This window comes from Streptomyces sp. NPDC015220 (assembly GCF_043079345.1).
Lineage (GTDB): Bacteria > Actinomycetota > Actinomycetes > Streptomycetales > Streptomycetaceae > Streptomyces.
On the sequence record NZ_JBIBUK010000003.1, the window covers coordinates 284,442 to 309,340 of the forward strand.

22 protein-coding genes, 1 tRNA gene and 4 pseudogenes are annotated in these 24,899 nt (G+C 69.6%); 17 read left to right on the plus strand and 10 right to left on the minus strand.

Annotated features, from left to right (window positions below; genetic code table 11):
- Nucleotides 1–86: 86 nt before the first annotated feature.
- From ACF061_RS10375 to ACF061_RS10400, 6 genes and pseudogenes are all read left to right on the plus strand, one after another.
- A pseudogene (locus tag ACF061_RS10375) lies at nt 87–1,112 on the plus strand (sedoheptulose 7-phosphate cyclase); the annotation flags it as partial.
- A 226-nt stretch (nt 1,113–1,338) separates the two neighbouring features.
- Nucleotides 1,339–1,680 (plus strand): annotated as a pseudogene (locus ACF061_RS10380) (cupin domain-containing protein); the annotation flags it as partial.
- Nucleotides 1,681–1,689: 9 nt separating this feature from the next.
- The gene (locus ACF061_RS10385) at nt 1,690–2,133 is read left to right on the plus strand and encodes a hypothetical protein (RefSeq protein WP_392266646.1); all 444 of its coding nucleotides are present in this window, start codon (nt 1,690–1,692) and stop codon (nt 2,131–2,133) included.
- Nucleotides 2,130–2,516, plus strand: a complete 387-nt coding sequence (locus tag ACF061_RS10390; protein WP_392266414.1) for a cupin domain-containing protein — start codon at nt 2,130–2,132, stop codon at nt 2,514–2,516. Before ACF061_RS10385 ends, ACF061_RS10390 begins: the two co-directional genes overlap by 4 nt.
- Nucleotides 2,517–2,579: 63 nt before the next feature.
- Nucleotides 2,580–3,488: an NADP-dependent oxidoreductase gene (locus ACF061_RS10395; protein ID WP_392266415.1), complete on the plus strand. Its 909-nt coding sequence runs from the start codon at nt 2,580–2,582 to the stop codon at nt 3,486–3,488.
- Between the two features lie 78 nt (nt 3,489–3,566).
- On the plus strand, nt 3,567–4,043 hold the full coding sequence (locus tag ACF061_RS10400; RefSeq protein WP_392266416.1) for a MarR family winged helix-turn-helix transcriptional regulator: 477 nt from the start codon (nt 3,567–3,569) through the stop codon (nt 4,041–4,043).
- A gap of 95 nt (nt 4,044–4,138) precedes the next feature.
- Here the strand turns inward: ACF061_RS10400 and ACF061_RS10405 are convergent, their stop codons facing one another.
- Nucleotides 4,139–4,747: a TetR/AcrR family transcriptional regulator gene (locus tag ACF061_RS10405; RefSeq protein WP_392266417.1), complete on the minus strand. Its 609-nt coding sequence runs from the start codon at nt 4,745–4,747 to the stop codon at nt 4,139–4,141.
- A gap of 86 nt (nt 4,748–4,833) precedes the next feature.
- Between ACF061_RS10405 and ACF061_RS10410 the strand changes: the two genes are divergently transcribed.
- Both ACF061_RS10410 and ACF061_RS10415 read left to right on the plus strand, forming a co-directional pair.
- Nucleotides 4,834–5,601 carry an SDR family oxidoreductase gene (locus tag ACF061_RS10410; protein WP_392266418.1) on the plus strand — a complete coding sequence of 256 codons (768 nt, stop codon included), beginning with the start codon at nt 4,834–4,836 and terminating at the stop codon, nt 5,599–5,601.
- A gap of 98 nt (nt 5,602–5,699) precedes the next feature.
- Nucleotides 5,700–6,053, plus strand: coding sequence for a hypothetical protein (locus ACF061_RS10415; RefSeq protein WP_392266419.1), 354 nt, complete (start codon nt 5,700–5,702; stop codon nt 6,051–6,053).
- Between the two features lie 298 nt (nt 6,054–6,351).
- Here ACF061_RS10415 and ACF061_RS10420 read toward each other — a convergent pair whose 3' ends face one another.
- Nucleotides 6,352–8,004 (minus strand): amidohydrolase, encoded by a 1,653-nt coding sequence (locus ACF061_RS10420; protein WP_392266420.1) that lies wholly within the window; start codon nt 8,002–8,004, stop codon nt 6,352–6,354.
- A gap of 56 nt (nt 8,005–8,060) precedes the next feature.
- Nucleotides 8,061–9,380, minus strand: coding sequence for an MFS transporter (locus tag ACF061_RS10425; RefSeq protein WP_392266421.1), 1,320 nt, complete (start codon nt 9,378–9,380; stop codon nt 8,061–8,063).
- Nucleotides 9,381–9,545: 165 nt separating this feature from the next.
- Here ACF061_RS10425 and ACF061_RS10430 point away from each other — a divergent pair, with 165 nt between their 5' ends.
- The 5 genes from ACF061_RS10430 to ACF061_RS10450 all read left to right on the plus strand — a co-directional run bounded on the left by ACF061_RS10430 (nt 9,546) and on the right by ACF061_RS10450 (nt 15,411).
- On the plus strand, nt 9,546–10,445 hold the full coding sequence (locus ACF061_RS10430; protein WP_392266422.1) for a LysR family transcriptional regulator: 900 nt from the start codon (nt 9,546–9,548) through the stop codon (nt 10,443–10,445).
- Nucleotides 10,446–10,772: 327 nt separating this feature from the next.
- Nucleotides 10,773–11,144, plus strand: a complete 372-nt coding sequence (locus ACF061_RS10435; RefSeq protein ID WP_392266423.1) for a hypothetical protein — start codon at nt 10,773–10,775, stop codon at nt 11,142–11,144.
- A 261-nt stretch (nt 11,145–11,405) separates the two neighbouring features.
- Nucleotides 11,406–11,816 carry a hypothetical protein gene (locus ACF061_RS10440; RefSeq protein ID WP_392266424.1) on the plus strand — a complete coding sequence of 137 codons (411 nt, stop codon included), beginning with the start codon at nt 11,406–11,408 and terminating at the stop codon, nt 11,814–11,816.
- A gap of 337 nt (nt 11,817–12,153) precedes the next feature.
- Complete coding sequence (locus ACF061_RS10445; protein WP_392266425.1) at nt 12,154–14,124, plus strand: YncE family protein; 1,971 nt, start codon at nt 12,154–12,156, stop codon at nt 14,122–14,124.
- Nucleotides 14,125–14,352: 228 nt separating this feature from the next.
- Nucleotides 14,353–15,411, plus strand: coding sequence for a PQQ-binding-like beta-propeller repeat protein (locus ACF061_RS10450; RefSeq protein WP_392266426.1), 1,059 nt, complete (start codon nt 14,353–14,355; stop codon nt 15,409–15,411).
- A 115-nt stretch (nt 15,412–15,526) separates the two neighbouring features.
- On the opposite strand, the gene ACF061_RS10455 is transcribed toward ACF061_RS10450, so the two are convergent.
- The 3 genes from ACF061_RS10455 to ACF061_RS10465 form a co-directional block, all read right to left on the minus strand.
- Nucleotides 15,527–16,138 carry an SUKH-4 family immunity protein gene (locus tag ACF061_RS10455; protein WP_392266635.1) on the minus strand — a complete coding sequence of 204 codons (612 nt, stop codon included), beginning with the start codon at nt 16,136–16,138 and terminating at the stop codon, nt 15,527–15,529.
- A gap of 245 nt (nt 16,139–16,383) precedes the next feature.
- Nucleotides 16,384–16,950: a Uma2 family endonuclease gene (locus tag ACF061_RS10460; RefSeq protein ID WP_392266427.1), complete on the minus strand. Its 567-nt coding sequence runs from the start codon at nt 16,948–16,950 to the stop codon at nt 16,384–16,386.
- Nucleotides 16,951–17,510: 560 nt separating this feature from the next.
- A complete protein-coding gene (locus ACF061_RS10465; RefSeq protein WP_392266428.1) occupies nt 17,511–18,257 on the minus strand; it encodes a hypothetical protein in 747 nt (248 codons plus the stop codon).
- Between the two features lie 298 nt (nt 18,258–18,555).
- Here ACF061_RS10465 and ACF061_RS10470 point away from each other — a divergent pair.
- A pseudogene (locus ACF061_RS10470) lies at nt 18,556–18,735 on the plus strand (site-specific integrase); the annotation flags it as partial.
- Between the two features lie 251 nt (nt 18,736–18,986).
- Here ACF061_RS10470 and ACF061_RS10475 read toward each other — a convergent pair.
- A complete protein-coding gene (locus tag ACF061_RS10475; protein WP_079077019.1) occupies nt 18,987–19,175 on the minus strand; it encodes a hypothetical protein in 189 nt (62 codons plus the stop codon).
- A gap of 306 nt (nt 19,176–19,481) precedes the next feature.
- On the opposite strand from ACF061_RS10475, the gene ACF061_RS10480 reads away from it, so the two are divergent.
- On the plus strand, nt 19,482–19,811 hold the full coding sequence (locus ACF061_RS10480; protein WP_392266429.1) for a hypothetical protein: 330 nt from the start codon (nt 19,482–19,484) through the stop codon (nt 19,809–19,811).
- Between the two features lie 114 nt (nt 19,812–19,925).
- Here ACF061_RS10480 and ACF061_RS10485 read toward each other — a convergent pair whose 3' ends face one another.
- Complete coding sequence (locus tag ACF061_RS10485; protein ID WP_392266430.1) at nt 19,926–20,162, minus strand: cold-shock protein; 237 nt, start codon at nt 20,160–20,162, stop codon at nt 19,926–19,928.
- A gap of 332 nt (nt 20,163–20,494) precedes the next feature.
- Between ACF061_RS10485 and ACF061_RS10490 the strand changes: the two genes are divergently transcribed.
- Nucleotides 20,495–22,642 (plus strand): hypothetical protein, encoded by a 2,148-nt coding sequence (locus ACF061_RS10490; RefSeq protein ID WP_392266431.1) that lies wholly within the window; start codon nt 20,495–20,497, stop codon nt 22,640–22,642.
- A gap of 68 nt (nt 22,643–22,710) precedes the next feature.
- On the opposite strand, the gene ACF061_RS10495 is transcribed toward ACF061_RS10490, so the two are convergent.
- Nucleotides 22,711–23,094 (minus strand): DUF4145 domain-containing protein, encoded by a 384-nt coding sequence (locus ACF061_RS10495; RefSeq protein WP_392266432.1) that lies wholly within the window; start codon nt 23,092–23,094, stop codon nt 22,711–22,713.
- A gap of 445 nt (nt 23,095–23,539) precedes the next feature.
- Here ACF061_RS10495 and ACF061_RS10500 point away from each other — a divergent pair.
- Nucleotides 23,540–24,523: pseudogene (locus tag ACF061_RS10500) on the plus strand (tyrosine-type recombinase/integrase); the annotation flags it as partial.
- Nucleotides 24,524–24,612: 89 nt separating this feature from the next.
- On the opposite strand, the gene ACF061_RS10505 reads toward ACF061_RS10500, so the two are convergent.
- A tRNA-Gly gene (locus ACF061_RS10505) sits at nt 24,613–24,686 on the minus strand.
- Nucleotides 24,687–24,899: the final 213 nt, after the last annotated feature.

Consider the following 24,899-nt stretch of genomic DNA (forward strand, 5'->3'; position numbering starts at 1 on the left):
CTTCGCGGCACGGACGCGTGAGTCAACTGCCCCGACCGGATTCGCAACGGACCTGAACGAGACTCTTCGTCGGAGGCGGACGCCTGATGCAGCAGGAAACCCAGACCACACGGAGCAACGACGGTCTCTTCGCGGTGGGCAGCCCGGTCACCCACTGGTCGGTCAAGACCAGCAACCCGGTCCAGTACGAGATACGTGCCTGCGAGAACCTGCTCGACCCCGGGAACTCCACCATCCTGGAGGACGCCTCGGGCAGCGGCCGTCAGCGTCGCTTCGTCGTCACCGACCGCGTGGTCGACTCCCTCTACGGCGAGCGCATCCGCGCCTACTTCGCACACCACGGCGTGGACCACCGGGTACTGGTCCTGGACGACGGCGAGACGCACAAGTCGGTGAACGCGGTGCTGCGGGTCGCCGAGGCACTCGACGCCTTCGGCATCGACCGCCGGCGCGAACCCGTCATCGCCATCGGCGGCGGCGTCCTCATGGACATCGTGGGCTTCGCCGCCAGCCTCTACCGCCGCTCGACGCCGTTCATCCGCATCCCCACCACCCTGATCGGCCTGGTGGACGCGGGAGTCGGCGCCAAGACCGGCGTCAACCACAACGGGCACAAGAACCGGCTCGGCACCTACTTCCCGGCGGACCGCACCCTGCTGGACCGTTCGTTCCTGGCCACGCTCGACGAACGGCACATCAGCAACGGCCTGGCCGAGATCCTCAAGATCGCGCTGATCAAGGACGCCCGCCTGTTCGACCTGCTGGAGCAGCACGGCGCCGAGCTCCTGCGCACCAGGCTCCAGAGCCCGGCGGGAATCGGCCCCACCCCCGCCGACGCTCCGGTGGGCGAGCGCCTCGCGGCCCGCGGGCTGCACCTCGATCCCGCGACCGAGGTGGTCGAGCGGGCCATCCAGGGCATGCTGGAGGAACTCCAGCCCAACCTCTGGGAGAAGGTGCTGGAACGGGTCGTCGACTACGGTCACACCTTCAGCCCCACCATCGAGATGCACGCCCTCCCCGCGCTGCTGCACGGTGAGGCCGTCGCCGTCGACATGGCGCTCACCACCGTCATGGCCGAGCACCGGGGGCTGGTCAGCGCCTACCAGCGCGACCGCATCCTCAGCGTGATGGAACGGCTGGGGCTGCCGGCCTGGCACCCGCTGTGCACTCCGGAGGTGCTCGGGACGCCCTGCGCGACACCGTGCGGCACCGTGACGGCAAGCAGCGGCTGCCGCTCCCGGTCGGCATCGGCAGCGCCGTCTTCGTCAACGACGTCACCGAGGCCGAACTCGGAGCGGCGGCCGAGGAACTGGGAGCGCTCGTCTCGGGAGTCTCCCGATGACCTCCGCGGCCGCCACCGGTCGCGGCGGGCCGGCCACCGTCCCGGCGGACGTGCGCCCCGCCGCCTTCCGGTCGATCGGGACCGTGGCGGGCGCCGCGACGGTCCACGGCGTGCACGGGGCCGCGGGGCGCACGCACTGGAAGTGCTTCGCCGCCCGCCGCCAGCTCGACTCCGCCACCGAGGCCGTCGAATGGGCCTCCATCCCGCCCGGCGGGCTCAGCGGAGAGCACCGCCACACCCGTACGGAGGAGATCTACCTCATCCTGCGGGGCCGGGGCGAGTTCCTCTTCAACGGCGTCTCCCACGACGTCGGTCCGGGATCGCTCGCGTGCACGGCCCCCGGGAACGTGCACGGGCTGCGCAACACCGGTGACACCGACCTCGACTGGTGGGTCATCGAAACCCTCTCGCCCGGCACCGCCGCCGTCCTGTCCGGAACCGACCTCAGCCACCCGGGAGTGCCCCCCATGGGCGAAGTGATCCTGCACGACCTCTTCAAGGAGCGGACGGTCTCCACCCACGGCGTCTTCACCGGCCCGCTGCGCCAGGTGGAGGTCGTCGAGATCGACGCGGGCCGACGCACGCGCCTGGGCTCGCCCGACGCGGAACTCGCCGTCTTCGTGCACGCCGGTGAGGGGCGGGCCACCGCCGACGGCGCCACCGCGGACCTGTCACCCGACACCTGCGTCACCCTCGGCGCGGGCACGTCCACCGGCGTGGAGGCGATCACCCCGCTGCGGCTGCTGGTCGTGACGCTGGCTCTGCCCGGGCGCCTCGCGGAGGCGTCGTGATCATCTCGACGACCGCCGAGGCGGTGCGCACCACCGCCGGCGCCGGCCCGGAGGCCGCGTGGACGTGCCTGGTGCGCCGGGGGATGCTGCACAGCGAGTGCGAAGCGGTGGAGCACTGGCTGCTCCCGCCCGGCGCCGCCCTGACGGCGACCCCCCGGCACGGGGTGGAGGAGGCGCTGCTCGTCCTGGAGGGCGAACTGCTGATCACCACCGCCTCCGGCGAACACGCCGTGCGCGCGGGGCAGCTCGCCCTGGTCCCGCACGGCCGCCAGGCGCGGCTCTCGGCGGCCGGCGCCACGGTCCGGCTGGTCACCATCCGGACGCTGGCCGCCTCCGTCACCGACCGACTGCCGCCCCGCGTACCCGAGTTGGCATCCCTCTGAACGGGCCGGCGCGTCACGGGCGACCGTGACGCGCCGCGGACATCCACGAAAGCGAACAAGCCCATGCGCGCTGTAGTCCTGACAACGTACGGCGGCCCGGAGCGGCTGTCGGTCTCCGAGGTCCCGGAACCGGCCACCCCGGACCCGGACGGCGTCCTCATCCGCACCGCCGCGGCCGCGGTCAACCCCGTCGACCTGCAGACCCGGGCCGGCCGCCACGCCGAGCACAGCGCGTTCCGGCCGCCCATGGTCCTCGGCTGGGACGTGGCCGGCACCGTCACCGCGGTGGGCGACGCCGTCACCGGCCTTCGCGTCGGCGACCGCGTGGTGGCGATGTCGGCGCAGATGGCCACCGGCCGAGGGACCTACGCCGAGACCGTCGCCCTGCCGGCGGACATCGTCGCTCCCGCGCCGGACTCGGTCGCGCTGACCGACGCGGCGGGGCTGCCGCTGGCCGGCCTCACCGCCCGGCAGGCGCTCGACCTCCTCGCGCTGCCCGAGGGAGCCACGGTGCTGGTCACCGGGGCGGCCGGTTCCGTCGGCGGCCTCGCGGTCCAGCTCGCCCGGCTGCGCGGCCTGACCGTAGTGGCCCAGGTCCGGTCCGTCCGGGACGAGGACCGGGTGCGCGCCCTGGGCGCGGACCGGGTGGTGGACGCGGCGCGCCGCCCCGTGGCGGACGTCGACGGCCTGCTGGAGACGGCCGGCCTGCCCGAGGCGATCGGCGCCGTGCGGGACGGCGGGCGCGCGGTCTCCATCGTGCCCACCCGGGTGCCGGCGGCGGAACGCGGCATCCAGGTGGCCGTCTCCCACGTGGAGCAGGACGGTCCGGGGCTCTCGGCGCTCGCCTCCCTGGTGGACGGCGGGGAGCTGGAGCTGCGCACCGCGAGAGAGCTCGGCTTCGAGGACGCGCCCGAGGCCCACCGTCTCCTGGCGGCCGGCGGTGTGCGGGGCAAGCTCCTGCTGCTGCCCTGACCGCTCCGGCGCCGCCCGCCCGGCGCCGCCCGGCGCGCGCCGGGCGGCGCAGACCGAGAAGACCGAGGACAGTGATCCGTGGCAGAGCCGCACGACAACGAAGTCGCAGAAGCCGAAGCCGAGACCGTCTCCCGGCTGTGGGAGCGGATCGTGCCCATGTTCTCCCTGGTGGAGGGGCAACTGGACCACACACTGACGCGCCGCCACGGCATCGGCCTGGGACAGCTGATGGCCCTGGGCGCGCTGGTGGACGAGCATCCGGATTCCGTGGCGGTGGGCGGGGTCGCCCGGCGGCTGGGCCTGAGCTCCTCGGCGGCGAGCCGGATCCTCGCCCACCTGGAACGTTCGGGCTGGGCGGCCAAGGTGGCCTGGTCCTGCGACCGGCGGACCAGCCGGGTCGCGGTCACCGAGGCCGGCTTGGCCCTGTGGGCGCCGGCCAGCCGGACGCTCGACCACGAACTGGCCATGGTCTTCGAGACGCTGAAATTCGACGAGAGGTACGCGCATGTCGTCGCGCGCCTGTGCCGGGCAGGCGGGGAACCGCCCGCCCGCTGACGGCGCGGCCCTCCCGGCGGTGCGGGCGCGCGATCGGCGGCGGCGGCGTCACCGTCCGCCGTGAGGACCCGGCGGGCGGCGGGGCGGTCGGCGTCTCAGGCGGACGGTTCGGGCCAGGCCGCCATGGCGTACTCGGCCGTGCGCCGCAGCTCCGCCGTCGTCGCCCCGTCCCGCGCCTGCTGCGACATGCCCTGGACGACCGCGGCGAAGTAGACCGCCAAGGCCCGCGTGTCGGTTCCCTCGGGGAGCGAACCGCGGGCCTCGGCGTCCCGCAGCCTCGTCTCGAAGGCCCCCACGTTCGCCACCCTGCGTGCCCGCATGTCCTGCTCGATGTCGGCGGTCTGCGGTGAGTAGTTGGTCGCCGCGCTGATGACCAGGCAGCCCGCCGGGTGCCCGGGATCGGTGTAGGACACCGCCGCCTCGTCCAGCATCCGGGCGAAGCCCGCGCGGGGGTCGCTCTCCTGGGTGAGCGCGTTCTCCATGAACGCGCCGAAGGTGCTGCCGTAGCGGTCGACGACCTCGGTGAAGAGGGCGCGCTTGTCGCCGAAGGCCGCGTACAGGCTCGGGGGCGAGATCCCCATGGCGGCGGTCAGGTCGGAGATGGACGTGCCCTCGTAGCCGTGCTTCCAGAACAGGAGCGTGGCCTGCACGAGCGCCGTCTCCCGGTCGAAGCTGCGCGGCCTGCCGCGTTTGGTGGTCGTCATGCCTGAATTTTACAGCGATCACTAATCAATTGGTGTATGGTTATTGCGTAGTCATCGCTACATAACTCCTAGGCGAAAGGCAGACCATGCGTACGCTTGCGGGCAGGACGGCGCTGGTGACAGGGGGCAGCCGCGGGATCGGACGCGCGGTCGCCGAACGGCTCGGAAGCGCCGGAGCGGTGGTGGCCGTGCACTACGGACGCGACGCCGCGGCCGCCGACCAGGTCGTCGCCGCCATCCGCGCCGAGGGCGGCACCGCCTTCCCGGTCCACGCCGAACTGGGCGGGCCCGGCGACGTGGAGACCCTCTGGGAGAGCTACGACCGGCAGATCCTGGAGCACTCCGACGACGCCGGCCTCGACATCCTGGTCAACAACGCCGGCATCACGCCGCGCGGCGAGATCGAGGAGACGACGGCCGAGGCGTTCGACGAGGCCGTCGCCGTCAACATGCGCGCGCCGTTCTTCCTCACGCAGCAGGGGCTCAAGCGGCTGCGCGACGGGGGCCGGATCATCAACGTCTCCTCCGGAGCCACCCGTATCGCGCTCACCGACATCATCGCGTACGCCATGACCAAGGGGGCCGTCGACGCCTTCACCCTCACCCTCGCCAAGGCGCTCGGCGCTCGCGGCATCACGGTCAACGCGGTGGCGCCCGGCATCATCGACACGGACATGAACGCCGCCTGGCTGCGCGGCAACGAGGCGGCCGAGAAGTCCGCGGCCGGCCTCTCGGCGCTCGGCCGGGTCGGCCGCCCCGAGGACGTGGCCGACGTCGTCGCCTTCCTCGCCTCCGACGACGCCCGCTGGGTGACCGGACAGGTCATCGACGCCACCGGCGGCTCCCAGCTCTGACCGGTCAGGCCCGCCCGGGCGGGCGCGAGGCCATGCACGGGTGTCGACGGTGACACCGCGGCAGCACGCACGACAGACAGTCCGCAGACGGAGGACCCATGCACGTCGTCATCGCCTGGTGGGACGAGCGGCGCACCGCCGCGATCGGAGCCACCCGGCCGCACCCGCCCAGACCGGCAGGCTCCCGCCCCGGAAGCCCGGCCTCGTTCACCGGTGAGTTCCCCGGGCTGCGGACCGGTCAGTGGATCAGCGACCCGGCTGCAGACCTCAAGGGCCTCGCGCTCATCTGGGACTCGGCGGCCAGCGCCGAGCTCTCCCTGCCCGCTCTCTCCGAGCGGACGTTCGGCTGCGCCCCCTCCCATCGGTGGGACTTCGAAGTCTGCGGGGCATCGTCGCGGCACGACGACGCCGAGGGGCTGCCGTCCGAACTGGAACTCCTGCTGCACGCCTGACCGCACCCGGCGCCCGTGCCTCCCAGCCGCCCGCTCCGCGAGCGCGGGGCGGGCGGCAGCGCCCGGGAGCCGGTGGCGGACGACCCCCGGGCCGGCCGGCCCGGGGGTCGTCCGTTCCTCGCCCCGTGACGACCCGGGCCGCGCTCACGGGCGAGGCGGCGGCCGGTGTCGGACCGAGGTCCCCCTCAAGAAGCGAGGACGGCGGCGCGCGCCGAAGGACACGGCCGACTGGTCACCGCCGGTCGCCGGCCCGCGCACGGCGACTCGCCGCGGGCGCCGCCGCCCGGGAGGCAGGGGATCAGCCCAGCGACAAGCGCTCGGCGCCGTACGCGACCCGCCCGCCGACCACCGTCGCCACGACTTCCACGTCACGGATGCGCGAGGGCGCGACGCCGAGGAGGTCGTCGCTGAGGACCGTGAGGTCGGCGAGCATGCCGCGGCGCAGGGTGCCCTTGATCCGTTCCTCGTGGACGGCGTGCGCGGAGCCCACCGTGTAGGCGTACAGGGCCTCTTCGGCGGTGACCGCCTCGTGCGGGGCGATCGGCGCGCCGGAGGCGGTGCGCCGGTTGACCATGTCGTGGATGCTCAGGACCGGGGAGCCCGCGACGACCGGCGCGTCCGTGCTGCCCGGCAGGACCACCCCCGCGTCGAGGAACGACCGCATGCGGTAGGCGAGCCGGGACCGCTCGGCGCCGAGCGCGGTCAGCAGCCCGTCGCCGATCTCGGAGAGGAAGCGGCCCTGCGGTACGGGGATCAGACCGAGGGCGGCGATCCGGGCGACCTGCGCGTCACTGGCGACGGCGGCGTGCTCGACGCGGTGGCGCACGTCGGCACGCGGATACAGGCGCTGCGCCTCCTCGTACGCGTCGAGGGCCACGTCCAGGGCGGCGTCGCCGATGGCGTGCGTGGCGACCTGCCACCCGCAGCGGTGCGCCTCCAGGATGTAGTGGCGGATCCGCTCCGCCTCGTACTGGAGCAGACCGCTGTTGCCGGGGGTGTCCTGGTAGTCGCAGCACATGGCGGCGGAGCGGCCGATGAGCGAACCGTCGGAGAGGATCTTGGTCGGGCCGATCCGCAGCCACTCGTCGCCGAAGCCGGTGCGCAGCCCGAGGTCGAGGCCGTACCAGCTGTTGCCCGGTTCGAACAGGCCCCGGTCGCGCAGCGCCGTGATGTACGGCATCACCGTCATGCGCACGCCCAGCAGGCCGCGCTCGCGGGCGCGGTGGAAGGAGTCGAGGTCGGTCGGCCCGTTGCCGATGCCGTCGGTGACGCCGATGCCCGGCTCGGTGGCGCTGGTCAGTCCCAGGGCCAGGGCGGCCCGGGACCCCTCGGCGATGTTCGCGACCCACTCCTCGGCGGGCTCCGGCCGGATCAGCCGCTCGACCAGCGACACGGCCGTCTCCTGGAGCAGGCCGACGGCCCGCCCGTCCGCGTCCCGGGGCACGGCCCCGCCGGGCACGTCGGGGACGCCCGCACGGTCCGCGTAACCGGCCCGGCGGAACGCCTCGGTGCTCGCCACCGCCATGTGGTGCGAGGTGTGCATCAGCCAGACCGGCCGCCCGCCCGCGGCACGGTGCAGTGCCTCGGCGGTCGGGTGGGCGCCGATCTTGTTCTGGTCGTAGCCGAAGCCGAGGACCCAGGCGTCCGCGGGCAGCGTCGCCGCGCGCGCGGCGACCGCCGCGTACAGGGCGTCGAGGGTCGGGCAGGCGGCGTACGACACATCGAGCTGACGCAGGTTCTGGCCGACCATGCTCAGGTGGTGGTGGGCGTCGTTGAAGCCGGGCACCACTTGGGCGCCGCCCAGGTCGACGACGGTGTCGGCGCGGGCGCCGGCGATCTCGTCGTCCAGGCCGGCGATCCGGCCGCCGAGCACGCCCAGGGCGCGGGCGTGCGGGCGGTCCGCGTCCAGGGTGGTGAAACGTCCGTTGTGGAAGACGGCGTCGAGGCGCACGACGGTCAGCTCCTTGCGGTTGGGGGGAGGGGCGGGGCGGGTCGTCCCCGGGGATCTCAGACGGTCACGGGTGCCTGCCGCATCGCGCCCGTGTCCCGGATGCGGTCCGTGCGGCGGGACAGCGCGGCCACGCACGCCGTCGTCACCAGCAGCAGTACGGCGTAGAAGGCGACGACCGGCCAGATGGAGCCGCCGCCCGAGGTCAGCAGCGACTGGGCGAGCAGCGGCGTCGTCCCGCCGATGAGCGTCGAGCACAGCTGGTACGACAGGGAGATGCCGGTGTAACGCACGCGTGAGGAGAACGCGCGGGCGAGGAAGCCGGCGAGGACCGCGTAGTAGCCGGATCCGCTGACGATCGCCAGCGCGATCCCGCAGAAGGCGAGCAGCGGTTCCCCGGTCCTGACCAACAGGAACATGGGGACGGCGACGACGACGTTGGCCAGGAGCGAGCACACCATGAAGCGGGCCTCGCCCACCCGTTCGGAGATCAGCGCGGCGACCGGCTGCCAGAGGAACTGCAGCACCGAGACGGCGAGCATCACGTAGAGCATCGTCTGCCGGTCCATGTGCAGCTCGTTGGTGGTCCAGGACAGCACGAACGTGTTGGTGAAGTACGCGGCGGATATGCCCATGATGCTGGCGCCGATGCCCAGCAGCACGGTGCGCCACGCGGTGCGCAGCACCTCGGCGACCGGAAGCTTCACGACGGCGCCGCTCTCCCGGACCTTCTCGAACTCACCGGACTCCTCGACCTTGAGCCGGATCAGCAGGCCGACGACGACGAGCAGGCCCGACAGCAGGAACGGCACACGCCAGCCCCACGACAGGAAGGCGGCGTCGTCCAGCGTGCCCGCCGCCAGGAAGACGAGGGTGGACAGGATCGCGCCGGCCGGGGACCCCTGCTGGACCAGCATCGCGAACAGCGAGCCGCGGCCCTTGGGCGCGCTCTCCGAGGCCATGAGCACCGCGCCGCCCCACTCGCCGCCGACCGCGATGCCCTGTACGGCGCGCAGCAGCGCCAGCAGCACGGGCGCCAGCACCCCGATCCGCGCGTGGGTGGGCAGCACGCCGACCAGGAAGGTGGCGGCACCCATCATCACCAATGTGGTGACCAGGGTGCCCTTGCGGCCCATCCGGTCGCCGAAGTGGCCGAAGACGATGCCGCCGAGCGGCCGGGCCAGGAAGCCGACCCAGAACGTCGCGAAGGAGGCGAGGACCCCGGCGGCCGGGCTGGCGTCGGGGAAGAACAGCTTGCCGAAGACGAGCGCGGAGGCGGTGCCGTAGATGTAGAAGTCGTACCACTCGATGGTGGTGCCGACGAACGAGGCGAGCCCCGCGCGGCGGGCTCGGCCGTCGACGCTGGCGGGAAAGGACATGGGGCCTCCGCAGGACTCGAGGACGCGGGGGGAAGGATTGCAGCCAGTCTGGGACCGGCCGACCATGTCGTCTAATACTTGATTCGCGTACCGCCCATGCCTCCGAGGCATGACGTCGCCGCCCGCCGGAGTGCGGCCGGGCGGGAGAAGGAGGTCCGAGACCGGATGGAACTACGGGTCCTGCGTTATTTCCTGGCGGTCGCCGACACCGGCTCGGTCACCGCCGCGGCCCAGCGGGTCCACGTCACCCAGCCGTCCCTGTCCCGCCAGATCCGCTCGCTGGAACAGGAGCTGGGCGTCGAGCTGTTCGACCGCAGGCCGGGCGCGCTGGCCCTGAGCGCGGCGGGCCGGCGGTTCCGCCCGGTCGCGCGTGACCTGGTGCGCCGGGCGGAACAGGCGGCCGAGGTGATGGCGGCGACGCGGGAGGGCGGGCAGCCCGCGCTCACCGTCGTCGCCCCACCGGCCACCGTCGGCTACCTCCTCGCCCCGTACCTGGCGCGGGGCGGCGCCGGACCCACGCTGCGCGACGCGATCCAGGAGGAGCCCAGCCGGGTCTTCGACACGCTGGCCCGCAGCGACGCCGACCTCGGCATCTCCACGTCCCCCGCCCCCGCCCCGCTCGAATCGGTCTTCCTCGGCCGCACCCCGGTCACCGCTCAGGTCGCCCCCGGCCACCCCTGGCACGGCAGGGCGAGCGTCCCGCTCGGCGAGCTCGTCACCGAACACCTCATCCTCATGACACGCGCCAACGCCGCCCGCCTCGTCCTCGACGAGGCCGTCGCCCGGGGCGGACTCACCCCCGCCGGGGTCGCCGAGACCGGCTCGTCGGCCTTCGCGCAGGCCCTCGCCGCCGCCGGGCGCGGGGTGTGCCTCGTCACCGACCGGGCCCGCTTCGGCCTCAGCGAGGTGGTGGTCGACACCGGGGACGGCCCCCTGACGGTCCCGCTCCACGCGGGCTGGGACGCCTCGCACTACGCGCGGGCCTCCGTCCGGGCCTTCGCGGAGGGGCTGCGGGAGTACTGCGAGCAGCAGCTCGTGGCCCTCCTCGGACGGGACGCCCGATGAGCGGCACCACCGGCCGAAAGCAGCCCTCCACGGCACCGCCGTCCACGGCGGGCCATGCGCCCGCCCCTTGGCCGCGGATCGTCCTGAACGACGAAGAAGAGGCCCAGGGCGGCAGGCCAGGGACCTGGCCGGAGATCTGGCCGCCCGGGGGCATGGCCGCGGCCTGCTGCATTGGCGTCACCCTGCTGCATTGGCGTCACCGGGGTCACCGGGTCGGGGGAACGAACCGCCGACCGACGGGCCGGGCACCCCGGATGAGGGTGACCATCACATCAAGGTGATCCGGCGACTCCGGCCGGTCACCGCACCCGGCAGGAGGACCCACCGATGAACCCGACCGTGAAGCACCTTCTCGGCGTCACCGCGGCGGCAGCCATAGGCGTGCCGGCCCTGCTCGTCACCGGCGCCGCTCCCGCCGTCGCCGCTCAGGGCGCGCACTGCGACCGCGCCCAGCAGGACATGTGGAGCAACGGGCCCAGCCGCAACCTGACCGCCCATCGCTGCAGCGTCCCGTCCCACAAGAAACGCTGGTACACCGTCGAGATCGACACCCTCGTGCAGACCCACTACAAGGGCGACACCCTGGACGGGGGAGTCGACCGGACCAGGACCCTGCGCAACAGGATCGTCAGGTGCCTCGGCTACACCTCCGACACCGACGAAGGCACGATCAACTGGTTCGGCTGCCCGCCCCTGTGACGCCCCGGCGACAGACTCCCCCGCCGACGCCCTCGCCCCCGGCCCGGCCGGCCCGCCGGAACCCCGCCGCGCCGCCCTGGCGCACGCCGAAGGGGCACGCCCCCGCCGCCCGTCGTCCGCCGCCCGCCGACGCCATGACACGTTCGCCCCAGGCCGGCCCCACCACGGGTGCGGCACGCCGCGTCCTCGGGATCCGGCCGGACAGCCGGGATCGCGGCACGGCGGACCGCGCACCGCCGAAGGAAGGAAGAGGCGCCTCCCATGCCACGCCACACCGCGACGACGCCGGAGACCACCTGGACGGCCAGGGGAACGGGGGCTCTGCTGTGTCTCGCGGTCGCCGCCATCCATGTCGTGGACCAAGGCGGCATCACCGCGACGGTGGACCCCCACTATGTCGGCGTCGCCTACCACGTCCTGGAGGTCGCGGCCGTGGTCGCCGCCGTGCTGCTCCTCACCGGCCCGGTCCGGCTGGGGTGGTTGCTGGCAGTCGGGGTCGCCGTCGGCCCACTGCTGGGCTACATCCTCTCCAGGGGGCCGGGACTTCCCGAGTACGGCGACGACATCGGCAATTGGACGGAGCCGCTCGGGCTGGTCAGCCTGGCCGTCGAAGGAGCCCTGCTGCTGTTGTCGGTGCCGCTTCTCCTGCGCCGCCCGCGCCGCGGGAGCTGAACCGTGAGGAGGGACCCCGGCCGGCTGTTCCCGTCCCGCGTCCGGCCGGTCCGGCGTTCCGCATCCGGCTGGTCCGGCGTTCCGCCGGCGTTCCGCGTCCGGCCGGTCCGGCGTACCGCGGCCCGCCGCACACCGCCCCGGGCGGGTGCGGCACCGAGGCCGTCCCCGTCCCCCACCGCTTCGAGGCGGTTATTCCGGTCCACATTTGTCGTTGGCATGCCATACGCTGCGTCATCGGCAGCGTCCAAGCACCCGTCGTCGGGGTGAGGGGGGACGCGCGGCCTGTTCATTCCCGCCCGGTGAACACCGGGCTTCTTCTGTGGGGGTTCACATCACTGTGCGCAGGCGCAGCATCGCGACCGCGACGGCACTCGCGGTCGTCCTCAGTTCCGCGGCCCTGGTGGCGGGCGTGGCGGGTCCGGCGTCGGCCGACTCCGCGAAGGTCCTTCCGGTGAAGTCGGTCGGCGACATCGTCGTGGACGGTACCCACCAGCGGGTCTACGTCTCCGATCCGACCGGCGGCAAGATCGTCGTCACCGACTACAGCGGCGCCGTGAAGGCGACGCTGACCGGCCTTTCCGGCGTGACCGGCCTGGCGCTGTCCGCCGACTCCGGGCAGCTGTACGCGGCCGTGAAGAACACCGGCCAGATCATCTCGGTGGGGACGGGCACGTACGCCCGGACCGCGAGTTACCCGGTGGGCGCGGCCCCCGGCGACCTGGAGGTGGTGGACGGCCGGATCTGGTTCGCCCACGGCACGAACTTCGGCTCGCTGGACATCTCCGGCCCCGAACCCGTCGTCCACCTCGCCCAGCGGGGCGACGTCGACTTCTCCGGCGCCTTCGGGATGTTCCTGGCCGCCGACCCGGCCGTCCCGGGCGTGCTGGTGGCCGGCAACGGCGGCGAGCTCGCCGTGTACGACGTATCGGCCGACGGGGCCGCACTGCGGACCAAGGGCGCCATGGACACGTCCGTGAAGCAGCTCGACCTGACGCCCGACGGCAAACAGGTCCTCACCTCGTGGGGCGACCCGGACTACGGCTACGGCCTCGGCGCCTACTCGGCCACCGACCTCACCAAGCAGTCGGGCTACCCCATCGACGCCTACCCGAACGCCGTGCGGGTCGCGCCCGACGGCAGCGTCGCGGGCGGCAGCTTCTCCTGGTACGAGCCCGACGTCCACATCCACCGGCCCGGCGACCCGGCGCCGGTGCGGGAGTACGACTTCCCCAACACCGGTGACAGCAGCGGCGCCGACACCCTCGTGGACGGGGCGCTCGCCTGGGCGCCGGACTCGAGCCGTGTCTTCGCCGTCTCCGTGAACACCCACGGCACGTACACCCTGCGCACCCTGACCGACCCCACCAAGGAACTGCCCGCCCTCAAGGTGTCGGCCCCCGCCAAGTCGGACCGGGCCAAGAAACTCACCGTCACCGGCAAGCTGACCTCGAAGACGGCCCTCGCCGCGGGCACCAGCCTCAAGGTGACCCGTACGGACGTCGAGTCGCCGGGCGGCAGGGCGCTGGCCGCCGTCCGGACGAAGGCGGACGGCGGCTTCTCCTTCACCGACACCCCGCCCGCCGGCGGCAAGGTCACCTACAAGGTCTCCTACGCGGGCGACGCCGCCCACGCCCCGGCCTCCGGCTCGGACACGGTGGACGTCTCGCGCAAGGCGACCACGCTGAGCCTGAACAACAACGGCAAGCTGTACTCGTACGGCAGAAGCGTCACCTTCACCGCGCACCTCGGCACGACGTACAAGAACCGCACCGTCTCGATCTACGCGGACCCCTTCGGCGCCGACAAGCCGAAGAGGCTGCTGAGGACGGCCAAGGTCAACTCCAAGGGCGACCTGTCGGCGGCCGTCGTCATGACCCGCGACACCACCGTCACCGCGGTCTTCACCGGCGACGCCCGCTACGCCTCGAAGACCGTGAAGTCCACCGGGTACGCCCAGGTGAAGGTCTCCACCGCCGTCTCCAAGCACTACAAGACCGGCCGGATCGGCTCCACGACGTACTACTACTTCCACAAGAAGACCGACCCGGTGTTCACCACCACCATGAGCTACTACAAGGGCCGCAAGCAGCGCTTCCAGCTCCAGGTCTACTACCAGGGCGCCTGGCGCGACTCCGGCTCGGAGTACTTCGCCCTGGCCGCCGACGGCAGGTCGGCCGTGCGCCTGGAGGCGCCGGGCGAGTCCGGCATCCGCGCCCGCATGCGCTCCTCGTACGTCAACGGCTCCTCCGGGGACACCATCAACTCCACCACCCACGGCGCCTGGAAGTACTTCGCCTTCACCAACTGACCCCGCCCCCGATCCGCCGGTGCGGCCCCGGACCCCACCGGGCCGCACCGGCGACGGCGGAGAGACGCACCCGCCCGGCAGCGCCGGGGCCCGGACCGCTGTCGATCCCGGACCGCTGCTGATCCCTGGCCCGCAGGACCTGCCGAACCGCTGAGGACCCCGCATATGCTCCGGACGTCATGACGATCTACGTCTGATACGTGTACGTGCCTGGGTCTGGGGGCGGTAATGCAGGAGGACAAGGCGCCGGACGCTGTCTGGGGGAGCGGCCGGCGGTGGTGGGCGCTGAGCCCCGTGTGGAAGGCGCGCCGGGAGATCGGCCGGGACGACGGTCCCCTGGAGGAGCCGATCGGCGGCTGGCTGACCGACGAGCTGGTGATCCGGGCCGACTTCGACCGACTGCGGGCGTACGACCCCGCCACCGGCGCCGTCCGCTGGACCTGGCAGGTGCCCGGCCGGGACGTGCTGGTGGCCGCGTCGCGGACCACCACTGACGGCACCGCCCTGGTGGCGCATCACGACGACGGCTCCTACGGATCCCCCGTGACCGTCGCGGCCGTCGACCTCGGCACGGGCGAACGGCTGTGGTCCACGACCCACCGCGACCGTCACGACTCCGGTCTCGCGCCGCGCGACTTCACCGACCGTTGCCCCGCCGCCCTCCTGAGCGGCCGGCGCATCGCCTCGGTCTCCGACGAGCGGCTGAGATCGGTCGATCCGAAAACCGGCGTCGACCACTGGAGCCGCCCGCTGCCGGCCGGTGCCGAGGACCTCGACCTGTGGGTGGCGTCCGCCGACCCGTTCGTCGTCGTGGGCAAGGGGCGGGGCCGGCGGGGCGAGTGGCGGGTGTTCGTCCTCGACGACCGAGGGGAGGAGACCGCGTCGTTCGTCCTGTCCGTCCCGTACGACAAGATCCGGACGCCCGCCACCGTCGTGGACGGGATGCTGGTGGCCCAGCTCGCCCACCCGAAGGACAGCGGGGACGCGACCAGCTCGGACTACGACGGGCTGCGGATCGGCGGCTTCGACCTGTCCACGGGCGAGCTGCGGTGGGAGTGGAGGCCCGGGCGGATAGATTCCGTGCTGCCGCACCGCGGCCGACTGCTGCTGCTCCACTCCTACGGCCACAGGATCGCCGTGCTCGACGCCCGCGACGGCCGCGTCATCGCCCGCCGCAAGCTGCGCGGATCCCACCTGTCCGCGGTGCTCGCCATGGCCGGTGACCGGTTCGCGGTCCTCGGCCGCGGCGGCGACACCACCCCCTTGCGGGTCTTCCACTGGCGCTGAGCCCGGCCGAGCGGCCACGACGGGGCCCGGCTCCCCCCGCTTCCGGTCTTGACGTGCCATGCGTGCCGGGGAACCCGTTGCGCGAGGCGGCGGTCCCGCCGACACCGGCCGGCGATCAGCCGTAGAGCGAGCGGGCCCCCGGACTGTCGCCCCTGAAGCGCTGGCCGGCGGCGATCTCCTCGCCGACCACCGACCAGACGGTCTCGTCGTCCTGGAAGGGCAGCGGGTCGATGCCACCCGTCTCCTCACGGATCCGCTCGACCTCGCGCTCCAGGCGCTCGAACTCGGCTTCCTCGTCGTCGTCGCCGAAGGTGAACTCGTCGAGCAGGCGCTGGAACCGGAGGGTGACCTGGACGAGCGAGGAGACGTCCGTGTGGAGCTCCCGCACGCTCTCCTCGTCGGGGTCGAAGGCGTACACCTTGCCGGAGCCGGGGTCGAGGGCGAGGTGGGCGTTGAGCAGCCAGCCGATCACGGGCCACTCGCCCGCGTCGGGCGAGCCGCCCTCGAAGCCCTCGACGTCGACGACCTCCCGGACGAGGGCCAGCAGACCGGAGTCCTCGTCCGGCTCACGCAGCCAGAGAGTCCCGGTGGGCACGCCGACGGCCTGCAGAAGGCGGGCGCCCTCGGTGTCCGCGGCGGAGGCCGGAAAGGCGGCGGCGGGCAGGACCGCGAGCCGGTCCTCGCCGAAGACGCGGACGAGCTCGCCGCGGGTGACGTCGAAGAGCACTATCGGAACTCCCAACTCGGCGACGGCACGCGTGCCGTGGGACTCTCACCGTTACTGACGGGCACGCGGTGGGCACGGCATGGTGAAGCCGTCCGACCGGAGGTGCGGCGGCGTCCGCGTGGGTCCTACGCCTCCGGGTTCTGCTCGCCCGAGGGAACCTCGGTCGCTTCCGCACACTGATCCGCAGGAGTCTGTGGGGCGCACCGCCGCAGGCCGAGCACCCCCTCTGCCTGCCTGAGACCGGTTCAGATCTGGTCCAGGTCGATCTCCACCGCGAAGGGGGCGGTGATCTTCAGGACGCCGGCGAACACATCCCCCTCGCGGTACGTCCTCGTCGCGGGGTCGAGCAGGTACGTATACACCAGCGGCGTACCCGTCGCGGCCTGCTCGATCCGCCAGTAGAAGCCGATCCCGGCCTTGGCGTACTGGTCCACCTTCACGATCCGGTCGGTGGTCTCCGAGCCAGGCGACACCACCTCGGCCACGAGCAGTACGTGCTCCGGACGGGTGGGCGTGATGTCGATCGTGTCCGCACGGTAGACGATGACGTCGGGGCGGCGATTGGTCAGCGGGACGTCCTGAAGCCGGACGTCGAAATCCGTGTCGGCGTTCCAGTCGGGGCCGGCCGCGGCGTCCAGGGCGTTCGCCAGGAGTCGGGCCGGCCGATTGTGCCGCTTGGAGGCGCTGGGGCTCACGACGACCATTCCGTCCACGATCTCGATGCCGGCGCACTGCTCCTCGGACCACGACTCGTACTCCTCGGCCGTGATCTGCTGGTGCATCCACGCCGGGGCCACCATCTCGGCAGTCATGACACGCCTCCCGGACACTGTGCGGCGGGCCCGATCCCGCTGCACTCAGCGTACTGACTCCCAGGCGCCGGGGCGGCTCGGAGACCTTGGTCGCCCCGACGCTTTCCCTTGCCGAGTGGAAGCGGCGTGTTGTGCTCATGAGCACAGGACTTGACCCACCGTGCTGCCGCTCCGGCGCCAGCCCGCGATTCGTTCGACGAGGGCGGCACGCCCCGGACGACCCCGCGGCGGGGACCGCTGCTTGTCCTGGGCACGACAGCCAACAGAAACTCCGTCGGATGACGTGTCGGACCCGTGCGTCAGACTCCTGCTCATGTCCACACGGTCCGACAGGGCTCAAGAGATCCACCTCGAAAGGATCCTCTCTGCCGCCTACGGCGGAAACTGTGCGGAGCGCACCTGCGGCGGAGCGGACGCGGAGCCTGGCTGATCGACGGCCTGGCCCCCGCCATTCCCCGTGATTCCCCGCCCGTTCCGGCACGGATGTGGCACGCGCGCCCTTGAGCCGGTGTGTCTCTCACCTGCTGCCATGGTCCGCAGGTGTGCCGTGCGCGTATCGGTCAGAAGGGAGGCTCGAGATCGCCGCGGCCATCGCTGTGCGGCCCCCGGTCCTCGGCCTCCTCCGAGAGAGGCTCCGGGCCGGGCGGATTGTGGCCCCATGCTTCGAGGGCCCTCCACGCGACGCGACGGTTGGGGTCGTCGCTGCTGGTGTCCAGGATGCGGCGGGCGTGCACGGCGAGGTGAGCACGGTGCCCGGCGAGCGCCGGGTGTTCGACGAGGAGGAGCGCAGCGATGACGGCGGCTTCCCGCACATCCTCCTGGCTGTCCTGTAGGAAGGGCGCGACGGCCCGGTAGAGCATCGGCCGCAGCTCCCGGAAGGCCGCCACGGTGGTGCCCGGGGCGAGGAAGCCGGGGCAGTACTCCTCGTTGCGGGCGACGATCTCGTCGGAGGCGTCGTAAAGCGTGGAGGCCAGCCAGCCCAACAGCGTCGCGCGGATGGGAACGTCGCGATAGGGCCGTCGTGTCATGGCTGCCGGGTGGGTGAGGATGCCGGCGACGTACATGACGGCGGGGGCGGTGGCTTCGTAAACGGTGTTCTGGTGGCCGACCAGCTCACCCAGCTCCCACAACGTGGCGACCTGGGCCTTGGGATCGGGCTCCAAAAGTTGCGTCAGAACCCTGGGAAGGTCCTCACCGGACCCGAAAGCCGTCTGGAGCGACCCCCAGTCGGTCTCCGCCAGGACAACCTGGTAGGGCGGCAAACCAGGTTCGCGGGGCTCCCCGGCATGGGAACAGCTGTGGGTCACGGGCCGAATCTAGACCAGACTTCTGACACCATCCCTTTCCAGGCCAGTTACTTGGTCTGCGGTACTGCCACAAGCGGCTGCTGTATCGCTCAGTCGTATGGTCCTGCCGTGTGATGGCCCAACCAAGCAGCTGAGGGACCAGAGACGGTTCTAGCACAGCGACAAGCCCCGTACCGACGGAAAACCCGCAGGCAGGGGGCTCGATCAGTGCCTGCTACTTCTTCTTGCCCTGGGTCTTGCCCCAGATCTTGGTGACCTGGGTTTCCGCAGGTCCAGCCGCTATCGGTCCATCTGTGAGACGACGGTGCGCGCCGGGCAGTCCTCCGAGAAGGCCGCGCTGATCTACCAGCACTCCGACGAGGAGCGGCAGGAGGAGGTCGCCGCCGGCCTCGACGCCACCGTCCGGAAGGCTCCGGCTGCTGCGGCCAGGAAGGCGGGCGAGAAGCCTTCTGGCACGAATCTGGCACGCGGCGAGTGATCGCCGCGCACAGCAAAAAGGCCCGGGTCTGCGACCTGGGCCTTCTTCGTGGAGCGGGTGACGAGAATCGAACTCGCGCTCTCAGCTTGGGAAGCTGCGGGCATTTGCGGCAGGTTCGGGCGCTGACCTGGGTGAACGGGCGGGGCGCGGCCTCGTCGGGCTCGACTGCTTTCCCCGTGATTCCCCGCTGTTCCCCGCTCGATCTGGTGCGCTTGTGGTGCGCGCACCCAACATGCCCGCTCCAGGGCCACCTACCGTTTCTGCGCCCTGTAGCGCTTCATCAGTGCAGTGATCCGTGCGTGGTCCGCCTGGCCATTGAGCTCGGCCACGAGATCGTCGGGACACAACTCGTACAGATCGCCCCACCATCGACGTCCCCGGTTGTCCCAGATCCGGTAACCACCCGGCACGCCCCTGGCAACGTAGCGTCTCCTGCTCACGGTCCCCCGCTCCCGGCACCACCCGTGCCGCCTCCAGTGAGTCATCCCCGACGCGCGACCATACGCGGGCTGCGGCCACCCGGCGAGGCGTTATGCAGACGCTGACCCCACACGCTTTCCAACTGTGTTGGTGGTCCCGGGAGCTTTGGACGGGGCCGTTCACCTGCGTTCATGGGCGGCCGGTCGTCCGGGCGGCTATGGCCTCCGGTCCCATCTGAACGGCCGTGAACGGCGCCGAATGAGACGGAAACTGAGACGGACGGCGGGGCCGAGCTCGCTAGCATCTTCGCTGTTGAAGGGAGAGGCATGGCACTGGTCCGCAAGGGATCACGACAGATCGTTGTAGACGGCACGGCCTACCGCTGGCGGCTGCGAGGCAGGCCGACGTACATCCAGGGCCTAGCCTGGTCGCCGTGCACGTTCGCGGTCGAGCATGCGGACACTCCGGGGACGACGCTCGTGGTCACCACCGACCAGCCGCATCCGAGTAACTGGATCGGTCGCAAGGCAGAGCCTCTACTGCCGTCGGGTGTTGCCGCGGCTGTGTGGGTTGCCCTGGGTGAGGGTTGGACTCCGACGGTTCCGGGCTCCGCGTTTCACCTCGACCAGTCCGCCGGCTTCACAGCCTCGCTTTGAGGCGGAGAGCACCGCTTTAGGAGTTCGATCAACCGGGTGCTACAGCGTGCTGTGCTAAAGGGTGCGGTGGCCTAGCGGGCCACTGGGGACCGTGGGCGTACGCCGTCGTTGATGTCAGCCGTGGATGTCAACGGGCCGAGGCACGATGGTCACCGCACGGTAGTCGTACCCGTCCTGCTTGAAGCCAGGGGCTTCCCATGTGAGGTCGACCTGCTGTCCGGGCGACAGCGTGCGGAAGCCGGTCGCCTGGATGTTGGAGTAATGGCCGAAGCAGCCGCCAGGGGTATCGGGGGAGTCAAGAACGCCCCACCCTTCCTCGTCGTCCCACTCGCGGACAGTCGCAGTCACCATGGACGGAACCCTACGGCTTCCTCTGCGTCGGCGCGCCTGGCAACTCAGCTTGGGAGCTGCGAACAGTTGGGGGTTGGTTCGGGCGCTGACAGCCTGCCGTGCGCCCCTCGCGGGGCCGACGTCTTGTCGTCTATGTCCTCAAGGAGTTGATCGGGTGGCAACGGTCTCGAGGACGGCTGCCGGGAGCGCTCAGTCCAAGGGCGCCTCCAATGGCGAAACAGGACAAGCGTAATAAAATTCGTAATAGGGATGAATGGCGTTCCCTGTGCGCCGGGTAACTGAACGTGCTACTCATAGTGACAAGGTGTCAGTCTAAGGTTGGGGGAAAATAGATGCTTCTCAGCGATCTCTGCGAATTGCTTCCATCCTCGGATAGCTGGTATGGCCTGGTAAGCAATAACTATGGGATGAGAGAAGTAGTTGAAGCCAACGCCAATTATGAAATCCCTGAGGTGCGGGAACTTCAAAGCTCTGATCCTTTGACGCCGTCACTTATGTTGATCACCGCTCCTGCTGCAGTTGGGAAAAGCACTGCAGCTGAGTACATGAGCAATTATCTAAAATGCCCCATTCTCGATCTGTCGCATCTCCAAGTTGGGGATGGGACTTTGGACGGAATGGCCTCTAGGTCTCTCGGTATTAGAAAAAATGCCCAGTTTCAAGAGGCCCTTGTCGAGAGCAGGGCGGCACTGATTGTGGATGCGCTAGACGAGGCGGAGGTTCGATCGGGGCAAGCGAACTTTCGCGCCTTTGTACGCGGAGTTGCTGATACGGCGTCGCAGGTTACCGGTGATCGGCCCTCCCTGGTGATCCTTTCTCGGGCCGAAAGCTCAAGGATAATTCAAGAAACATTTGACGATCGAAAACTGCCATTTGTTCATTTTGAAATCCGCCCTTTCGGAAAAGAACAGTCGGAGAGGTATCTCGAAAGGAAGGTAACGGATGTCTATCAGAACCAAGGGAAGGAGCCGCTTCACCTAAAGCATGTGCAACCATACGGCACCGCGCGCGATGGACTGTTCGCTGTTCTGGCGTCCGCAATAACGCAAAACAAGGCGGATTTCTGGGAGGAGCCTGATGTTCAGGATTTCCTCGGCTATGCTCCAGTCCTAGACGTGGCTGCGGAGTATCTCGCTGTTGACAATTTCGCTAATCTGGGCGGGTCTGCCATCGGATCGAGCGATAAAGGGTTCGGCCATTGGGATTTGGTCGCGAACGTCATCAACCAACTGCTTCTACGTGAACAGTCAAAGTTCGTAACACAATTCCAAGAGGTTGATGAGTTCAAGAGGTACGGTACAGCCCCGCTCCTCTCCATTCTCTACACGCCGGAAGAGCAGTGCGCGCGCTTGCTCGACTATGTCGAGAACATGGGGCTTGACCTTAATCTGCCGGCCAGTCTGCCCGCAGGCCTACGCGAGTGCTATGAAACCGCCGCTGACACGCAGCTCTCTAATCACCCATTCTTGAGAGGCGATGGCTGGTTCAACGTTATTTTCAGAGACTACGTAACCGCTCGAGCCCAGAGCAGTGCATCTACTTCAGCAGAAGCAGCTAAGAGAATTAGATCCAATGTTCTCTCTGCGGAGTGGAAACACTCACCGATGTATGGCTTCTTCTCCTATAGCCTCGGAAAGTCGGTCTCCGGAGATGCGTCGGCGTGCCACTCCGATGACCTCGGCGCGCTGTACGAGTCGTTTAAATCGGCGTGCGAGGCAGATGATCGACTCGTCACTGCCATCGGCCGGGCTGGCAATAGACTGGCCGCTTCCTTCTCCATCGTGCGCGGAGATAATCCCAGCATCGGCCCCTTGCATTTCTTTACACATGAGGGAACGGTAAGCATCACCTTCCCTCGCGAACTCAGCAACGCCAATATCTGGGATATTCCCGAGGTAATTTTGGGTGGAGATCGCCCCTCGTTCAAGTTTGGTCCGGGCGTTTATATTTCGTGCGGCGACCTCATGGTGTCAGCCAGCGAACTCCAAGCCTACATCGGCCGCGACGTGAGCCCAGTTGTTCTGCACGCTAAGTCTCTCATCAGTGAGAGCATTAGAATTCAAGGCGATGTGGCTGACGTGATTTTGATCTGTGAGGAGCACCTTGGATTCCCGTGGTCTAAGTACCAGCGGCGGCTTAATCTCGGCGGCTTGGCTGCTGATGCCCGGGAGAGGCGCGCACTCTATCTAGAGTTTCGCAGAATCGTCCTGCGCTTCAAAGACGCGAAAGACCGAGAAGCCGCCGTATATCAGCCAATGATGGATAACTTGGTGATCGGCAGTAATAAGAGAGCGCGGACGGTCCTGGATTATCTCCAAGATATCGGTTGTGTGAAGCTCGCCAGGAGCATGTATCTGCTCGATTTGGCAAGTTTTGCCGAGCTAGGAATTTCTCGATCGCAGCTTCGCGACCTGGAGATGACAGACGCTGCTCAGGCAATCTCTAGGGATATTCTCGCTTTTGCTAAGCGGGCACCTTAAATCCCAAGATCTACCCATGCGGGGAGTGGTCCCCGCATGGGCGACGCTTGAATGGCCAATGGTTGCCTCTAGTGCCCGTCTCGAGGCGAGGAGCTGCCCGATCCTTCCGAGAGGAGCTGGAGCTCACCGGGGACCTCGAAAAGATTCCGCAGCAGCTGCGTGGTGAAGCGAAGGGCTCTCTCTGCGGTCTCTTGGTCCACACGCTCGTCGCTTGCGTGTGCGCCGACATTTCCTACGGCGCGGATATGATGCAGCACGGGTCCGAAGCTCTTCGTGACATGGCCCTCAGAGATCAGTTTCTCGATGCTTTTCATGAGAATTTTTTCTCTGATCTGGAAGTGTGCTGCTGCTGCCTCAAGGGTTCGCCTGAGTTGCACGGCAGCGGCGTCTGGCACCCCGATACTCAGTACCCGGATGGCGTCCATGAAGTATTGCTGCACGTCCTCGGGCACATGGTTGATTGATGCTGACTCCTCCAGCCCCCTTGGCACGGAAAGGAAAGCCGTGTCTTCTTTGTCTTGTGGGGCACTGTGCTCAAGCAGGACGGCACCTCCACAACCTGGGCATCCCAGGGTCGCCCAATACCTAGCGGTTCCCGTTCTCGTGGAGAACTTCTGATCGGCATTGGCTACCGTGAGACGAGTATTACGCAATCCACACCAGGGGCAGTCGCGGAAGGAATGTTTATCGTTCCAAGGCATGCGCTGAGCCTATCGGAAGTGCGCATCCGTTTCCCGATGCTTCACAAGGTCGGCGGAGCGGGTTTGGCCGGTGGCCTGCCCGGTCTGGGGTCGAGCATGATCAGGGGGCCGTACGCTGGTTGGCAACTCGGGCAGGCTTTTGGACCTGCCCGTAATGTGCACGAGTGGCCCCCTGGTCTTGCTCGACGCGGGACCCGGACCGGGCAACTTCCGTGTCTATGCCGAGAAGTGGGTCGAAGAACGGGAGCTGGCCGTTCGTACCGTGGATCTGTACAAGCACCTGCTGCGCCTCTATCTCCTCCCGACCTTCGGCACGCTCGACCTGGACGAGATCACCGCTCCTCGCGTGCGCGAGTGGCGGGCGGAACGGCTCCGCGCCACCGAAGCCAAGACGACCGTCGCGAAGGCGTACCGCCTTCTCAAGGGCATTCTTGAGACGGCTGTGGACGATGACCTGATCTCCCGGAACCCCTGCCGGATCAAGGGTGCGGGCAAGGAGTCGGCCGCTGAACGGCGCATCGCCACCGTCGCCCAGGTCGACGCTCTCGCCGACGCTTTCGGCATTCGCTGGCGCCTCATGGTCTACCTCGGCGCGTATGGTCCGATGCGGCCCGAGGAACTGGCCGGCCTTCGCCGCCGGGACGTCGACCCCGACCGCATGGTGATCCGCGTCCGCGTCGCCGAACCCGAGCGGACCAACGGCAGGCGTGCTCCCGGTGAGACCAAGTCCGACGCGGGTGTCCACGCCGTCGTCCTCCCGGCCTTCCTCCACAAGGAGGTGAGGCAGCATCTCGCCTGGTTCGCCGAGAAAGGGGCCGACGGCCTGGTCTTCGTCGGCGAGAAAGGGGCGCCCTTCCGGCGTACGTCCTTCGGCCGGAAGTGGCGTCGGGCCCGCGCGGTCGCCGGCCTCCCGGACGGCTTCCGCTTCTACGACCTTCGTCACACCGGGCACACGCTCTCGACCCGTTCGGGCGCCACGCTCAAAGACACGATGGTCCGGGCCGGCCAGTCCTCCGAGAAGGCCGCGCTGATCTATCAGCACTCCGACGAGGAGCGGCAACGGGACGTGGCGGCCGGGCTCGACGACATGGTCCGCGCCGAGCGTGCGAAGCACCACAACGACGACCGCACGCAGAGTGATGACCGCGCGCACCACATGGAGAAGCCCACCGGCAGCTAGCTCGGGCTTATGGTGCGGTTGTGGTGCGACACCCACTCACTGGTCCAGACAACAAAGAACCCCCAGGTCTCTGACCTGGGGGTTTCTCATGGAGCGGGTGACGAGAATCGAACTCGCGCTCTCAGCTTGGGAAGCTGATGTTCTACCATTAAACTACACCCGCGTAGCCGTCGACCGGAGTCGATGTTCGGCGCTCGCTCACTGTACCCCATCCCTGGCCCCCGGTGCTGCCGCCGTGGGGCCTGGGGCGTTTGAGGGGGCGATGAGCGGACATCAGGGCTGCGGGGGAACGGAGTTGGGGCGTACGGTGGGGGCCGCGGGGAGTGTTCCGGCGGAGCCGGAGTGCCGCCTGGAGGTGGGTCTCTTTGATCCCGTA

Coding starts and splice junctions, on each gene's coding strand:
- ACF061_RS10395 (WP_392266415.1), top strand. CDS start 2,580: ATGCGCGCTGTAGTCCTGACAACGTACGGCGGCCCGGAGCGGCTGTCG.
- ACF061_RS10405 (WP_392266417.1), bottom strand. CDS start 4,747: ATGACGACCACCAAACGCGGCAGGCCGCGCAGCTTCGACCGGGAGACG.
- ACF061_RS10410 (WP_392266418.1), top strand. CDS start 4,834: ATGCGTACGCTTGCGGGCAGGACGGCGCTGGTGACAGGGGGCAGCCGC.
- ACF061_RS10415 (WP_392266419.1), top strand. CDS start 5,700: ATGCACGTCGTCATCGCCTGGTGGGACGAGCGGCGCACCGCCGCGATC.
- ACF061_RS10425 (WP_392266421.1), bottom strand. CDS start 9,380: ATGTCCTTTCCCGCCAGCGTCGACGGCCGAGCCCGCCGCGCGGGGCTC.
- ACF061_RS10430 (WP_392266422.1), top strand. CDS start 9,546: ATGGAACTACGGGTCCTGCGTTATTTCCTGGCGGTCGCCGACACCGGC.
- ACF061_RS10435 (WP_392266423.1), top strand. CDS start 10,773: ATGAACCCGACCGTGAAGCACCTTCTCGGCGTCACCGCGGCGGCAGCC.
- ACF061_RS10440 (WP_392266424.1), top strand. CDS start 11,406: ATGCCACGCCACACCGCGACGACGCCGGAGACCACCTGGACGGCCAGG.
- ACF061_RS10450 (WP_392266426.1), top strand. CDS start 14,353: ATGCAGGAGGACAAGGCGCCGGACGCTGTCTGGGGGAGCGGCCGGCGG.
- ACF061_RS10460 (WP_392266427.1), bottom strand. CDS start 16,950: ATGACTGCCGAGATGGTGGCCCCGGCGTGGATGCACCAGCAGATCACG.
- ACF061_RS10480 (WP_392266429.1), top strand. CDS start 19,482: ATGGCACTGGTCCGCAAGGGATCACGACAGATCGTTGTAGACGGCACG.
- ACF061_RS10485 (WP_392266430.1), bottom strand. CDS start 20,162: ATGGTGACTGCGACTGTCCGCGAGTGGGACGACGAGGAAGGGTGGGGC.
- ACF061_RS10490 (WP_392266431.1), top strand. CDS start 20,495: ATGCTTCTCAGCGATCTCTGCGAATTGCTTCCATCCTCGGATAGCTGG.